At 74.0% G+C, this 14,627-nt stretch carries 12 protein-coding genes; 3 read left to right on the forward strand and 9 right to left on the reverse strand.

Annotated features, from left to right (window positions below; all coding sequences use genetic code 11):
* The first annotated feature begins 151 nt into the window (after positions 1-151).
* Complete coding sequence (locus tag FRZ03_RS06010) at positions 152-766, forward strand: TetR/AcrR family transcriptional regulator (RefSeq protein ID WP_146464076.1); 615 nt, start codon at positions 152-154, stop codon at positions 764-766.
* A gap of 107 nt (positions 767-873) precedes the next feature.
* Positions 874-1,041 carry a hypothetical protein gene (locus FRZ03_RS38825; RefSeq protein ID WP_186785272.1) on the forward strand — a complete coding sequence of 56 codons (168 nt, stop codon included), beginning with the start codon at positions 874-876 and terminating at the stop codon, positions 1,039-1,041.
* Between the two features lie 9 nt (positions 1,042-1,050).
* Here FRZ03_RS38825 and FRZ03_RS06015 read toward each other — a convergent pair whose 3' ends face one another.
* The 7 genes from FRZ03_RS06015 to FRZ03_RS06045 form a co-directional block, all read right to left on the reverse strand.
* Positions 1,051-2,589 carry a N,N-dimethylformamidase beta subunit family domain-containing protein gene (locus tag FRZ03_RS06015; protein ID WP_261398606.1) on the reverse strand — a complete coding sequence of 513 codons (1,539 nt, stop codon included), beginning with the start codon at positions 2,587-2,589 and terminating at the stop codon, positions 1,051-1,053.
* Between the two features lie 51 nt (positions 2,590-2,640).
* Positions 2,641-3,603, reverse strand: coding sequence for a hypothetical protein (locus FRZ03_RS06020; protein WP_146464077.1), 963 nt, complete (start codon positions 3,601-3,603; stop codon positions 2,641-2,643).
* 61 nt (positions 3,604-3,664) lie between these two features.
* Positions 3,665-4,666, reverse strand: coding sequence for a phosphotransferase (locus FRZ03_RS06025; protein WP_146464078.1), 1,002 nt, complete (start codon positions 4,664-4,666; stop codon positions 3,665-3,667).
* A 100-nt stretch (positions 4,667-4,766) separates the two neighbouring features.
* A complete protein-coding gene (locus tag FRZ03_RS06030; protein ID WP_146464079.1) occupies positions 4,767-6,593 on the reverse strand; it encodes a phospholipase C in 1,827 nt (608 codons plus the stop codon).
* Between the two features lie 176 nt (positions 6,594-6,769).
* Positions 6,770-7,993 carry an iron uptake transporter deferrochelatase/peroxidase subunit gene (gene efeB, locus FRZ03_RS06035; protein ID WP_146464080.1) on the reverse strand — a complete coding sequence of 408 codons (1,224 nt, stop codon included), beginning with the start codon at positions 7,991-7,993 and terminating at the stop codon, positions 6,770-6,772.
* Complete coding sequence (locus FRZ03_RS06040; RefSeq protein ID WP_146464081.1) at positions 7,990-9,186, reverse strand: EfeM/EfeO family lipoprotein; 1,197 nt, start codon at positions 9,184-9,186, stop codon at positions 7,990-7,992. The genes efeB and FRZ03_RS06040 overlap by 4 nt, the downstream gene beginning before the upstream one ends.
* 171 nt (positions 9,187-9,357) lie before the next feature.
* Positions 9,358-10,113 carry a polysaccharide deacetylase family protein gene (locus tag FRZ03_RS06045; RefSeq protein WP_146464082.1) on the reverse strand — a complete coding sequence of 252 codons (756 nt, stop codon included), beginning with the start codon at positions 10,111-10,113 and terminating at the stop codon, positions 9,358-9,360.
* Positions 10,114-10,335: 222 nt separating this feature from the next.
* Here FRZ03_RS06045 and FRZ03_RS06050 point away from each other — a divergent pair, with 222 nt between their 5' ends.
* Positions 10,336-11,046, forward strand: coding sequence for a GPR1/FUN34/YaaH family transporter (locus FRZ03_RS06050; protein ID WP_146464113.1), 711 nt, complete (start codon positions 10,336-10,338; stop codon positions 11,044-11,046).
* Between the two features lie 66 nt (positions 11,047-11,112).
* Here the strand turns inward: FRZ03_RS06050 and FRZ03_RS06055 are convergent, their stop codons facing one another.
* Together FRZ03_RS06055 and FRZ03_RS06065 are read right to left on the reverse strand one after the other, a co-directional pair.
* Positions 11,113-12,942: an adenylyl cyclase gene (locus tag FRZ03_RS06055; RefSeq protein WP_261398609.1), complete on the reverse strand. Its 1,830-nt coding sequence runs from the start codon at positions 12,940-12,942 to the stop codon at positions 11,113-11,115.
* Between the two features lie 829 nt (positions 12,943-13,771).
* Complete coding sequence (locus tag FRZ03_RS06065; protein ID WP_146464083.1) at positions 13,772-14,557, reverse strand: GNAT family N-acetyltransferase; 786 nt, start codon at positions 14,555-14,557, stop codon at positions 13,772-13,774.
* Positions 14,558-14,627: the final 70 nt, after the last annotated feature.

A 14,627-nucleotide genomic window follows, 5' to 3' on the forward strand; every position in this document is an offset into this window, starting at 1 on the left:
GGGTGGACCCGCGTGGACGCTCCCGGGCGTACGGCCGCACGGGCGCACGGAGGGGATGGTGGCGCCCGGGGCCGTAAACCTAAAGGCTTTCGGTTTCCGCAATGTAGCCTGCGCTTGGGCAACCGGGAAGACCTCAGGGAGAAGACTGACCATGGGACGGCCGCGCACTCCGCTCCTCGACCGTGAGCGCATCACCACCACCGCGCTCCAACTCATCGACGAGACCGGAGACTTCAGCGTCCCCCGGATAGCGAGGCGACTCGGCGTGCAGACCGGGTCCGTCTATCACCATGTGGACGGCCGCGACGGCATCGTGGAGCTGCTGCGTGAACGCGTCGCCTCCGCGATCGAGACGGCCACCCTGGACCTCGCGCCCTGGGACGCGGCCGTCGAGGCCTGGGCCCGCTCCTATCGCGCCGCCTTCGCCGCGCACCCCCGGGCGATCCCGCTGCTCATGACCTCCCCGGTGCGCGCCCCCCGGGTCCTGGACCAGTACGAGCGGGCGGTGACCCGGCTGCTGGAGGCCGGGTTCGAGCTCGCCGGGATCATGGCGCTGATCACCGCGCTGGAGAACCTGGTGCTGGGCTCGGCCCTCGACCTCGCCGCCCCCGAGACCATGTGGGAGCCGGCGGACAGCGCCTCGACGCCCCATCTCGCCGCCGCCCTCGCCGCCGTGGGCGACCACCGGGCCGACCGCGCCTTCGAGGTGGGCCTGGCCGCCTTCATGGACCACGCCCGGGCGCTGTGTGAATCCGGCCGGTCCTGAACCCCCGAATTTCCCTGTACCGCAAGTAACATGATCACCTTTGGAACTGGCTGTATCGGCCAGTCAAGTCGGCGCGCCGTTGGGTGCGAAACTCTCCGGAGATGTCCATGTCTGCTGTCAGCGATGCCTTAGAAGACGCCCGTACCGAGTACGAACAGCACCTCCGCGGCTGCCGTCAGTGCCGTGCCGACGCCGCGCCGTGCGCGGTGGCCAAGCATCTGTGGCGCCTGTACAACAAGGCCCGTCGCGACCGGTTGCGGGCGGAGAGCGCCTGACCCCGGCGCTCAACCCCCGTACACCGCACGGGTGTCGGCACGCGGCGGCGGCGCGTGCCGGCCGGCCGGGCCCCGCGCGAACATCCGCAGCACGTTCTCCGTGGTGCGGGTGACGAACGCGCGGGTACGGCCGTCCATCCCGTGGTCGCGGCCCAGTTCGCCGGTGCCGGCCACCAGGGCCTCCACCCAGCGCATGGTGCCGGTCGCGAAGACCCCGGCTCCGCTCGGGGCGGTGTAGTAGGCCGAGTCGCTGTGGCTCGGCCTGCCCTCCCACACCAGCGGGGAGTGCGCGGTGATCTCCAGCGGGCCGGGCGTGGGAGCGCCGGGCGTGACCCGGTCGTACTCCACCCCCACCAGATGCGCGAAGGCGTCCCCGGCGCGGGCGCCCGTGCCCTCGTACGCCCAGTGGTCGGCCGCCCGCACGACGTACGGCGCGTCCACCGGGTAGCCCTCGTACAGCACGCCGGTCAGGGAGGACTCGGGGTCGGCGCCGGGCGGCAGCCGGTAGTCGGTGGTGACCAGTGCCGGGGCGGAGGGGTAGCAGGGGTCGGCCCGGTAGGAGGTCTTGTAGCAGACCACCGTGCGGTCCGCCGCGTCCGGGCCGTCCTCCAGGCGGACCCGGCGGAAGCAGGTGTTCGCGCCGAGGAAGGCGAGGTTCGTCCCGGCGTCCCGCGCGGCGGTCACCCGGGCCCGCTGCTCGGGCGTCCAGTACTCGTCGTGCCCCAGGCAGACCACGGCGTGCGCGCCCCGCAGCACCGCCGGGTCCCGGTGGACGTCGGTGCCGGTGCTGTAGGCGAGGGGGATGCCGAGGCGCTCGGCGAGCACCACCAGCGCCCGCTCGTAGGTCAGGAACTTCTCCGCGCCCACACCGTCGTAGGGCCGGTCGAAGCTGACCGCGAGGGAGCGGGTGGTGTACGCGCCGTTCGCGCCGGCGTACAGGCTCGCGCCGCCCCACCGGTTGTACGCCTGCCAGGTGGCCGGGGCGTGCAGCAGGACGGTGCGGCCCGCGCCGTCGGTGGAGCGGACGACGAACGGGACGTACCGCTGGTGCCCGGTGTCCGCCTCCAGCCGCAGCAGATAGGCGCCCTCGGGCCAGCCGGTCGTGTCCACGGGCAGGCTGACCGGCCAGTCGGCGCGCACGGTGCGGGTCGCGGCCAGCACCCGCGGGGCCGGCCGGGCACGGCCGGTCACCCGGCCCGAGGTCCAGATCCGGCGGGCCCGACGGCCGCCGTACCAGCCGACGCGGAACGCGGAGACCCGGAAGGACGCCGCCGTGGTGGACACGCACAGCCCGAAACTCTCGCCCGGAATCACGCTCACCCGGTCCGGATAGCCGGCCACCGCGTCCGGCGGGCCGGTGGCGCCGAGCCGCCAGCCGGCGGTGCCCGGCGCGTCCCGCTCCGACTCGGGTCGGTGGGCGCCGTTCCCCGGACGTGCCGGCGGCGCCGTGCAGGCGGCGGCCGCTCCCAGGCCCGCACCGGCGCACAGGGCGAGGAAACCCCGCCGGCCGAGCCCGGGGCCGTCCACCGCCGTCACGTCGCGCGTCACCGCTCCAGCGTCGGGGCGTCCCTCGCCCGGCCGCAACCCGGACGGCCGGGGTCAGGCGCGAAAGCCCAGGTGGACGTGGTCGTGGTGGGTGGCGTCGCTGAAGAACGGGCCGGGCGCGCCACCGGACGGCAGCACCGGCCCGCCGACGTTGTACGACCCCGCGGCCGCCCCGTCCCGCATGAACCGCTCGATCAGGGCGCGCGGGGTCGCCGGGTCCGCCACCGCGTGCCCGTCGATCCGCCACACGTCGAAGGCCCGCCCCCGCGGATGGTCGCTGGGCCGGCTGGTGCCGAACACGTCCAGCGGATGCCCGGAGCGCACGACGCTCACCTCGATCCGGTGGGTGCGGGCCAGGTCCCGCATCGCCCCGGTCACGCTGGTGTGCACCCGGCCAGCGCGCAGATCGGCGACGGCGGCGGGCGGCAGCGCGATCCGGTGGTCGGACAGCGCCGCGCGGGTCGGCGCGGGCAGGTCGCGGGCGGCCGGGCCCGGATGCGCCGGACGCAGGGCGTCCACGGTCCAGCCGTGCGCTCCCCGGGAAAGCCGCACGTCCACGGTCGTACCGCCCGGGGTGACCCCGTTGCCGCGCCGCAGCCACTGCCGGCACACCACCAGCACGCTGGCGGACCGGGGCAGGATGCCGCCGTACTGCGCGAACACGACCTGGAGGACGGCCCGGTCGGCCGGGGGCAGCAGCGGCCCGGCCTGCCCGACCAGCGCGGCGGGCAGGCCGCGCGCCTCGACCCGGGAGCGGGCGGCGGCCGCTCCGCCGTGGCCCTCCGGCCATGCCCCGATCGCCTCCACCAGTTCCACGGCGCGCGCCTTCGCCGCCGGTTCGACCTCCCCCGGAAAGGGCCGCCAGGGCGTGGTGTGCGGCAGGACCGGCGTGGGGGAGGGGGTGGTGCGGGGCGTGCGGCCGGAGCAGCCCGCCGCGCCGAGCGCGGCACCGGCGAGCGCCCCCAGCACGGCGCGGCGGCCCGGCGGGGGAGCGGCGGACGCGCGGTCGCGGCTCATACCGCCAGTGTCCGCCGCCCGCGCCGCCCCGGCCACTTCGGGCGAAGGGCCGCCAACCCGCCTATATCGCCGGTTCGTTGAGCAGTTCCTGCAGGCACTCGACGCTCTCCTGGGCGCCGGGTGCGCGGTGGTCCGGGGCGGGGAACATACGGCCCCAGGCGGCGGCGCGGCCCAGGGAGCTGAGCCGCCAGGCGAGGCTCGCGGCCCGCCGCAGTTCGGCCGGCGTGCGCCCGGTGCCGGTCCAGGGCTCCAGGTAGGCGTCGCGCAGCCGGGTCAGCACCCCGGTCCCGTAGTGGTCACGGGCCCGTTCGGCGGTGACCCGCAGGCTGCAGAACGGGTGGGAGACGGCCGCGTCCCCCCAGTCGAAGAACGTGAACCGGCCGGGCTCCGGGCGGAACAGCTGTCCGTCGTGCAGATCCGCGTGGTCGAGGGTGTCCTCGACGCCGAGGGCGGCGAGTTCGGCGCACCAGTCCACCAGCCGGGGCCGTACGGCGGCGAGCCGGGCGCGGGCGTCCGGGCCGAGGGCGGTGTTCGACGCGAGCAGCCGGTCGAACACGGCGGGCAGGTCGCGGGTGCGGGCCGTGGGCACTCCCAGCCGTTCGAGGTCGCGGGCGCGCGGGGTCAGGGCGCGTTGCAGGGTCGCGTACCGGCGCAGCAGGTCCTCCCAGGCGCCGGGTCCGACCGCCTCCCGCGCGAGCACCTGCCGGAACGGCTCGCCGCCGTCCGGCAGCAGCGACCAGCCGCGCGGCCCGTCCACCGCCAGGGGTGTGAGCACGTGTCCGGGCACCCAGCGGGCCAGCGCGGCGGTCAGCGGGCCCTCGAAGGCGCTGGAGCGCGGGTTCGCCTTGAACCAGACCGCCTCCCGCCCCTCGACGGGCACCCGCACCAGCACCGACCACGGTCGCAGCCGCACCTGGAGCCCGTCGCTCGCCCGCAGCCCGTGGGCGTCCAGCTGTTCCCCGATCCAGCCGAGGGCCGACGTCCGCCAGGACTCCCGACCCCACGGCGTCACCGCGTCCGGGAAGCGGCCCCGGTCCACGGTCATGGTGATCTCGTCGCGCATCGCGCCATCCCAGCACCACCGGCACGGCTTCGACCACCGTTTTTCCCCGGACACGAGGGTGCCCCCGGCCGGTGGCCGGGGGCACCCTCAGGGGTCGTCGTCAGGCCTGCTGACGGCGGCGCAGCGTGAAGTACGTGCCCGTGGCACCGGCGGCCAGCAGGGCACCGGCGCCCAGGCCGACCGGCAGGGCCGGGAAGGACGCGTCCGTGGTGGCGGCCGTGTTCTGCATGGCCGGGCCCGGGGTGATCCGGGTGGACACCGGGGCGACGTGCTTGATCGGGCCGACCGACTTCACCGAGCCGTCGGTGTTCAGCAGCACCTGCTTGTCGTTCGGGTGCCGGAAGTCGAACATCCCCTTCAGCGAACCCGCCTTGGCGTCGAAGGAGGCGTCACCGATGCGGCCGGTGTGCCAGTTGTCCTCGATGAAGCGGGTGATGGACGCCTGGTCGGTCAGCGTGTGGTCGACCTTGTTGACCTTGCTGTAGGGCGAGATGACCAGCAGCGGCTGACGGGTGCCGGGCCCGCAGCGGTCCGCGTAGCCACCGGCCGCCTTCGGGCCCTGCCGGCAGGCGGGGCTGTCGATGGCCTTGCCGTTGGAGCCGACCGAGGTGTCCTGCGAGCCGTTGCGCGGGGCGACGTAGGCGTGGTCGTACCAGCCGTCGGAGTCGTCGTAGGCGACCACGATCGCGGTGGACTTCCACTGTGGCGAGCTCTGGATCGCGTTGATCTCGTTGACCAGGAAGTGCTGCTCGTCGATCGGGTCCGAGTAACCGGCGTGGCCGTCCTGGTACTCGCCGGCCTTCAGGAAGCTGACGGACGGCAGCTTGCCCGCCTTGAGCGCGGCGGAGAAGTCGGTCAGGTCGTAGTTGTGGTTGGCCTGACCGCCGTGGCCGATCTCCGAGACGGACTTCGGCGGCAGGTGGTGCGGGTTGGCCGTCGACCTGTAGTACGAGAACGGGTTGTGGTGCGGGCTGTAGTCCACCACGGCCGTGCCGCCCACGTTGGTGTGCGTGGTGTCGCACTTGGCGTACGAACCGGACTGGCCGTTCCACGCGGTCGAGGGGCGGAAACCGCCCTGGAACCAGCCCCAGCTCACCTTCTTGGAGTTGAGCAGGTCACCGATGTTCCTGCCCTGCATCGACGCCAGCGCGTTGGAGCTGGTGTGGTCCTTGCCGGAGCAGTCGTCCCAGGCCGGGTCCGGGTCGTTGACGACGGTGCCGACGCCGTTCGCGTCCGGCGACTGGACCGTGTACGAGTCCGGCTTCGCGGTCTGCTTGCCGGTGGCCGGGTCGATGGACACGACGCCGTGCGTGTTGCCGGAGACCAGGTTGAGCGCGCCGGGCGTGGACGGGCCGTAGTTGGAGCTGTAGGCGCGGTCGCTCAGCGAGTACTGCTGGGCGTAGTTCCACAGCGCGGTGACGGTGTTGCCGTCGTAGTAGTCCATCGCCAGGCCCGGCTCGCCGAACAGCCCGCCGCTGCACTTGTCGACCTCGGTGTTCTGCACGAACTGGTCGGCCTTGCCGCCGTTGTAGGCGTACTGCTCGGGGCCGTAGGAGTGGTTCTGGTCGCAGGTCATCGCCTGGGACGGGGACAGCCGCTTCGGCGCGTACTGGTTCGGGTTGTCCTTCAGCAGCCCGGCGTGCGCGAGGGTGTCGATGTCCTTCGGGGTGTTCTTCGACGCGGTGAACTTCGTGCCGTCGGTGTTGGCGGCCTTCGGGTACGTGGCGAAGTAGTGGTCGAAGGAGATGTTCTCGTCGAAGAGCACGACGACGTGCTTGATCGGCGTCGCGGTCGACGAGGGCTTGCCGTGCGCGTGGGCGGGCGTCGCCGCCCAGCCCGGCGCGGTGCTGCCCAGTGCGGTGAGCGCCGCGACTCCCGCGAGCGCGCCCAGGCTGCGCATCGCGGCTCGTCTTCCTCTGCTGGCCATGGTGGTCTACCCCTTTGGACAGAACGTCTGTGCGGTGTACGAGCAGGCATGTTGCGCGCCCAGCGGGGCGCGTTGGCGGAGCCATGATGGCGCGCGGGTGAACACCGAGTCAGGGAACCTGGAGGAATTCTTGACGGTGTGTTGACCCGACGGGCCGCCGGGTTGTCCGGACAGGTTCACTCCAACAGGGCGCGTCCGTACCAGTCCTGGGCATCGCGGACCCCGGGCAGCGCGAAGAAGTATCCGCCGCCGAACGGCGTGATGTAGTCGGTCAGCGGTTCCCCGGCCAGCCGGTGCTGCACGGTCTCGAACTGCCGGACAGGATCCTGCTGGTAGCAGCAGAACAGCAGGCCCATGTCGAGGTTGCCGTTGGTGTCCATGCCCCGGTCGTAGTTGTAGGCGCGGCGCAGCAGGCGCTGGCGGGCCGTTTCGGGGGTGCGCGGGTTGGCCAGCCGGATGTGCGCGTCCAGGGGGATGACGTCGCCCTTGGGGTCGTCCGCGTACCGCGGTGTGTCGTGTTCACGGTCGCCGTCCAGCGGCGCTCCCGAGGAGCGGGAGCGGCCGATCATCCGTTCCTGCTCGGCCAGCGACACCCGGTCCCAGAACTCCACGAGCATCCGGATCAGCCGGACGACCTGGTAGCTGCCGCCGACGGCCCACTCCGGTTCGCCCTGGCCGCGGCCCACCCAGATCAACTGGTCCATCTCCCGGGCGCTGTCCGGGTCCGGATTGGCGGTGCCGTCCTTGAACCCCAGCAGATTGCGCGGGGTGCCGGCCGGCCGCGGCGGGCTGGAGAAGCCGTCGAGGCGCCAGCGGACCTGCGCGGCGCCCCGGGTGTGCCGGGTGATGTCGCGCAGCGCGTGCAGGGCGGTGTCCGGGTCGTCGGCGTGCAGTTGGAGGCTGAGATCTCCGTGGCACCACGCGGGATCGAGGTCGTCGTCGGGGAAGGCGGGCATCGCGGTCAGCCGCCCGGGCCTGCGCGCCAAGAGCCCGAACCGGCCGTCGAACAGCGAGGCGCCGACGCCGACCGTCACCGCCAGCTCCCCTCCGGGCAACCGGTCGCCCAGGATGCCCGAGTCGGCGGGCGGTCCGGTGATGCCCTGCGGGGACGGGGTGCCGCCGGTGGTGAGCAGCCGGGCCCGCTCGGTCAACGTGCGCAGCAGCTCGGTGAGTTCGGCGCGGCTGTCGGCCGTCACGTCCAGTGCGGCGAACACACAGGTGCGGCGCGGGGCGGCGATCGCCGAGGCCTGGTGCGGGCCGTGGAAGGGGGCGACGGCGTCCGCCGCCCCGGACCCGGCGGCGTCGGGGGCCGCGGCACCGGTGGCGAGGCCCGCGCCCGCGAGGGCGGCGCCGCGCAGAAAGCCGCGCCGGGCGAGGCCATGGGATCGGTCGGTGCTCACACGGTCCTCCGGGGGTCGCACAGGGTCGCCACCGACGCCAGCCGCTCCACGAGGCCGCCGAGCGCGGAGTCGGTCTGCTCCCGCTGGGCGCGGGTCAGTCGGTCCAACGGGGTCCACGCGCCGTCGTGCCGGAACCCGTCCAGGATGTGCCCGGCGCGCGTCAACTCCTGCTCCAGGGCGGGCAGATCGGCGTACCGGCCGGTGAGCAGCGGGCGCAGCCGGGACAGCACCTCGCGGGTGCCGTCGAGGTTGGCGCGGGCGGTGGCGAGATTGCTGCCGCTGCCGTAGTCGGTGCGGCCGGTCAGCTCGAACTGCACGGTGTTCTCCAGGATCTCGTGCGAGCGCAGCCCCAGCTGGGCCGGGTCCATCCGGGCCTGCGCCCAGCTGTCCCGCAGCCCGGAGAGGGCCTTGACCAGCGCGGCCGCCGGGGCCCGCAGCCCGCTCGCCGACTCGCCGTGCCACAGCCCGTACTCGATGCGGTGGAACCCGGTGAAGCCCGGGTCGCGCACGCCCCGGGGCAGCCCGGCGTCGGTGCCGTTGATCTTCGCGTCCGCGTCGCCGAAGGCGTCGTACGCCGCTCCGAGCCGCTCGTACTGGAGGTGCGCCGGCAGCCAGGCGGAGCGGGCGGCGGCGAGGTCCCCGCGGTCGATCGCGTCCCGGAGCCCCGTGGCCAGCCGTACGGCCTCGGACAGCCCGCCGCCCACCCACTTCTGGTAGTCGAGCGCGGGCGGGATCAGATCGTGCTGGGTGACGGGCGCAGCGCCCGGGCCGCGCCGCCCGCCGGTGACGTGGACGGTGGGCCCGGTGACCGCGTCGGCGTCGTCGGGCACGCACATGAAGGCGTACGCGCCCTCGCCCACCCGGACGGTCAACTGCCGTGTGGTGCCGGGGCCGATGCCCTCCACCTCGCCGTACACCACCTTGGTGCCCGGGTCCTCCAGATACACCTCGGCGGCGCCGTCGGAGGTGTTGTGCAGGTCGAAGGTCCGCACCCCGGGCTCGGGCCGGGTCCAGCCCCGGCCGCAGCGGCTCTCGGAGACCTCCACGACGACGTGCCCGGAACCGGTGGCCTTGACGGGCTCGGCGTCCCCGTGGAAGAGGGCCGCCACGGCGACGACCACGGCGAGGACGAGGAACACGGCCGGTGCCGTCCGGAGACGATCCGACCGCGTGCCGAGGCGGGGCAACGGCATGCTGAGCCTTTCCGGACGACGTACGCAGCGGTCCGCGCGGCGGCGTCGGCCGACCGCGGGACGGCCTCATCGTAGACACCCGGAGGGAACCGAACGCGCGTCCGGAGCGTTCGGTGGCCGAGAATTCGCCCTGGGTTCACCGGCCGGTCGCCCCGCCCGGTGAAGTCCCGTTCAGCGCACCGGGAAACCGAAGGCGTACCCCTGCTGCTTCAGCCAGGGCAGCAGGACCCGCAGCGCGGCCACGGTCTGGGAGCGGTCGCCGCCCGCGTCGTGGAAGAGCAGGGTGGGACCGTTGGCCAGCTCGCTCTTGACGGTGCTGACGATGGCGTCGGTCCCCGGCCGCTCGAAGTCCTTGGAGTCGGCGTTCCAGCCCAGCGGCCGCATCCCGTGCGAGGCCGCGAGCGTCCGGCTGTACGGCGTGAACGCCCCGCCCGGCGCCCGGTAGTACATCGGCCGCACGCCCCCGGACGCCTCGGTGATCTGCTTCTCGGCGTCCAGGATCTGCTGCGACTGGTACGCCTCGGACTTGTGGTCCATCCCGGTGTCGTGCGAGACCGTGTGGTCGCACAGCCGGTGCCCGGCCGCCACGACCTGCTTGACCATCTCCGGGTGCGCCTGCGCCTGCGGGCCGACCATGCAGAACGTCGCCTTCACGCCGTTCTCCCGCAGCACCTGGAGCACCTGCGGGGTCCAGGTCGGGTCGGGGCCGTCGTCGATGGTGATGTTGACGGCGTGCGCGCCCGCGTCGGAGGAGTGGGCGATGACGGGGGAGACCGCCACCGTCTTCGGCGCGGTGCGGTGCGCCGGGGCGCTCGTGGTCTGGCCCGCCTGCGCGGTCCACACCGAGGCGGCGGCCGTCACCGCCGTGACCCCGACCGCCGCTCCGATCACCCGGCCGTACCAACCCCGCCCCGCGTGCCGCGCCATGTCCGCCCCCAGCTTTCTCGCCGTGTCCGATTCCCTGTGCATCTGGCAGGACGGCCGTCAGGAGGCGGGGGATCCCGCTGTTACCGATCAAGGACAATTCCGGGTCGGCCCCGCGACAGAACCCCGGCGCGGTCCCCGGTGCGGAGGGGAGGCGCCCCGGCCCGGAGCGGGTACTCCGTGCGTACACGCCCGGCACGAGGCCCGAGGGACGGGGTGATCCGGATGCCGCCACCAGCAGCGGGAACATACGACGAGGCAGGCGGGCCGCCCCGGCCCGAGGCCCTGACACGGATCATGCTCAGGCCGCTCGCCAGCAGCCTGCCGCTGGGCTTCTTCGCCTTCGGCACCGGCAGCATCCTGCTGTCCGCGCAGCAGCTGCACTGGGCGCCGCTCGCCCAGACACCGGCGCTCATGCTGCTGACCCTGGTCTTCGTGGTGCCGCTGGAGCTGCTCGCCGGCGTCTTCGCCTTCCTCGCCCGTGACGGCGGCGCGGCCTGCGCCCTGTGCGTGCTGGGCGCCACCTGGGCGGGCACCTCGCTGGTCACCCTGCTCGGGCCGCCGGGTCAGCGCAGTGCGAGCCTCGCGGTGTTCGAACTCAGCGTGGTCCCGCTGATGCTGCTGCTCTTCCTCGCCTCGCTCCCCGGCAAGCCGCTGTTCGGGGTACTCCTGCTGATCGGCGCGAGCCGCTTCGCGCTGACCGGCGTCCTCCAGGCCGGCGCCGGGCCCGGCGTGGAGACCGCGGCCGGCTGGCTCGGCGTCCTCCTCGCCGCTTTCGCCCTGTACGGCGGCTTCGCGCTGCTCCTGGAGGACACCACCCAGCGCACCGTCCTGCCCCTCGGCCGCCGCGGCAGGGCCCGCACCTCCCTCCAGGGCGACCTCGGCCACCAGCTGGAGCAGGCGGAGCGGGAGGCGGGGATACGACGGCAGCTGTGACCCGGCAGCCGTGCGACCGGGCGGCCCCCGGAGGCAGCCGCCCGGTCGCACCGCCTGCCGGACGGGTCAGACCACGCCGACGCCGTTCGAGTACGCCTTCATGTCGTAGGTGCCGAAACCGTTCTCGACGGGATCGCCCGTGTCGTTGACGCAGTGCAGGATGCCGCCGCCGCCCGCGCCGTTGAGGCAGACGGTCATCAGCGAGGTGAGGACGACGCCCGGGGTGTCGGGGACCTCGTAGGCGCGGTCGGTGTAGATGTCGGCGTTCAGATTGAAGAAGGCGTAGCTGCCCAGGCCCCACGCGTGGTGCTCGGTGACGTGGTCGCCGACCTTGTAGGCGGCGAAGCCCTTGGTGGTGCCGTGCCTCCAGGCCGACTGCGCCGGGACGTCGTAGGGGTGCTCGTTCTGGAAGAAGTAGGTGCGGCCCTGGTCGCCGTTCCAGAGCACCTCGTAGTTCTGGTGGTGCTCGACGAACAGGCCGTAGGTGGTGACCCGGTCGCCGTTGACGAGGAAGCCGACGCCCGCGGGGTTGACCGACCAGCCGACCGTGCCGTCGAGGCCGTGGTCGGCGCGCCAGGCCCACACGTGGTCCACGAGCACGTCGTTGCTGTCGATCCGGATGCTGACCTCGGTGCCGCCGGGGACGGCGCCGCCGATGCGCGGGAAGACGTCGAAGAGCGCGGTGGGCCGGTTCGCGTGGTTCTTGCGGGTGCGCCCGTCGCCGACGCGCAGCAGCACGGGGGAGTGGGCGGAGGCGGCCTCCAGGATCACGCCGGCCACGGAGACGTCACCGACGTCGCCGACCTCGATCAGGGAGTTGCCCCGGACGGCCTGCAGGGTGGCCAGACCGAGGCCGAGGACGACGGTGCCGGGCCGGGACACCCGCAGCGGCGCGGACAGCGGGTAGACGCCCGGGGTGAGCAGGAGGTGCTTGCCGCCGGCGAGCGCCGCGTTGATGCTCGCGGCGGACTCGCCCGGCCGCGCGACGTGGAACCCGGTCAGCGGGATGCTGTGGCCGGCGGCCGGCCCGCCGGCCCAGGAGGTGCCGGTGCTGTCGCGGCGCAGCGCGGGCACGAAGACGTGGTATGCCCCGTGCCGGTCCACGGTCAGGAACGGCTTCTCGCGGATCACCGGGGTGCGGTCCACGGTGGTGTAGGGCGGGGTCGGGAAGGACGTGGCGGGTGCGCCCTGGACGCCGACGAAGACCATGTTCCAGTTGGCGCCGGTCCAGCCGCCGATGGTGTCGTTGCGCGACAGCCACTGCTGCTGGGAGCCCGAGTCGATCCGGCCGTCCACCACGCTGTCGGCCAGGAAACCGCCGCTGGACCACCCGTTGCCGGGCGGACTCGGCATCAGGATCATGTCGCCCTTGACGTGCACGCGGCGCATCGGTCCGGCCTGGGCGACGGCCCAGCGGTCCAGGCCGTCGGGCGGCACGATGGTCAGGTTCTCGGCGGCCCGCCAGAAGTCCTGGGTGCCGTTGCCGTCGAACCACTGGGCGTCCACGGTGACATGACCGTGGATCACGACGTCCTCGGGGCTGTCGCCGAGCCCCAGGACATGGGTGTAGAAGCCGACGTTGACCTCGACGTGGTACGTGCCCGGCTTGAACGCGAGGGCGTACCGCTCGGTGCCGAACTGGTTGGACTGCTGGACGGCGAACACGGCGTCGATCCGCGCCTGGATCGCCGCGTCGCCCATCGACGGGTCGAAGGCCAGGACGTTCGGGCCCAGACCGGCCGTCCCGTGGCCGGCGGCGCCGGGGCCGTCCGGGCCGGTGGCGGGGGCGGCGGACGAGGCGAAGGCGGATCCTGCGGCCGTGCCGGCCAGCGGCACGGCGGCGACAGCCGCCGCGGCCCCGCGGAGCACGGCACGGCGAGAGGGAATCACGGACACGGCTCTCCCTGAACGTGGTGGGCAAACGGACCGCGGCTGGTCCCCAACCGCGAGAGAGCGCTCTCAGCCACGGAGTGAATCATCGCCGGTATGCAGCGTCAATAACTCTGCCGCCACCGGCAACGGGCCGTCCCGCGCGCCTGGTTGCCGCACGGACGGCGGCCCCGCCGCGGACGCGGGAGGCGGGCGCCACCGTCTCAGGCCCCGCCGCTCACTCCCCGGAGAGCACTGCCCGTGCGATCGCCGCGACCGCCCTGCTCGGCGACCGGACCGGTGCGGTGCCGCGGCGGTGCGGGCGAGCATGAAGGAGCCCTCCGGAGGGCGATGACCGAGGCGGCCGTCTCACGGACGGCGGGGCCGGGGACGCCGCCCTCGGCGTGGTCGCGCCGAGTCGGCCGGTCCTTCGTCCTTTGTCTCGACGAGTCGGTCCGGACCGAGGTGACCCGGGCACCGCGCGCGGACTTCCGGTGCTCGTGCCGGTGCTCCCGATCGGCGGACACCGGCGGCCCGTGCGCCCGCGCGCCGGCCTCTCCGCGCACGGCGTCGCCCGTCCGTCCGCCGGTACGTTCCTCCGCTCCACCCGCAAGGACCGCTACCGTCGCACGGCCTTTCTCCTTCACTCGCCTGGTCCTCGCCTGGGGCGCCGAGGACCGCATGATGCCGCCGGCCACCGGCCGCCGCCTGGCCGGGCTGCTCCCGGACAGCCGCTACGCGGAGATCCCCGGCGCCCGCACCCTCGTCCCCCTGGACGACCCCGCCGCCTTCGCCGACGAGATCCGCCGGTTCGTCAGGGGGCACTCCTTGCCGGGGGAGGGCGGCGGGCGACCCGTCACCCTTCGAGCGTCAGATACAGGCGGCGTCCGCCGGGCCGGAAGCCCACGCGTTCGTACACGCGGCGCGAGCCCTCGCCCGAGTACTCCAGCCACACCGACCGGGCGCCGCGGGCGAACTGCGCCTCGGCGAGGCCGGCGGTGACCGCCGCGGCGATGCCCCGGCCGCGGTACGCGGGCAGGGTTCCGACGCCCGCCAGCTCCGCGGTGCCCTCGGCGGGCGCCGAACACAGGGCGCCGCCCGCGCAGTCGCCGTTCTCGGCGCGGACGAAGCGGACGGCTCCGCCGCCCTCGGCGGTGCGCCGCAGCCGGGCCGCTCCCTCCGGGGACGGCGCCCATTCGCCGCCGAAGGCCGCCGCCAGCGCGGTGTCGATCGCGACGTAGTCCGCCTCGGTGACCGGTGCCTCCACCCGCACCGGGAGCCGCGGCCCCGGACCCGGCGCCGGCTCGGGCGAGGAGCGCGGGACGGAGAGCGTCGCGGGGGTGCAGACCAGGTACTCGTGCTCCGCCTCGGTGCCGAAACCCGCGCGGCGGAGCGCGGACTCCACGCCCGGGGCGGCCTCGGGCGCGAATTCGAGGCGGGGCTTGAGTCCGCGGGCACGGAACGCGGCGATCAGCTCGGTCACGTCCCGGGCGGACGGCTCGGCACCGGGGACGGGGGTGGCGTAGTTGACGTACGGGCTGGTCGTGGCCGGGTCGAACCCGACGACGAAGGGGCCGACCCGGTGGGCCGCGGGGCGGCGCAGCAGGTGGGCGACGGCAAAGCTCTGGACATCGGTGTGCACGGTGGGAAGGACCTCACGATGAAGGCGGCCCGGAACCCTCGGCGGCGGATCAAGGCCGCGGGGTCCGGAT

Origin of the sequence: Streptomyces misionensis (assembly GCF_007896895.1) — a bacterium.
Classification (GTDB): domain Bacteria; phylum Actinomycetota; class Actinomycetes; order Streptomycetales; family Streptomycetaceae; genus Streptomyces; species Streptomyces misionensis_A.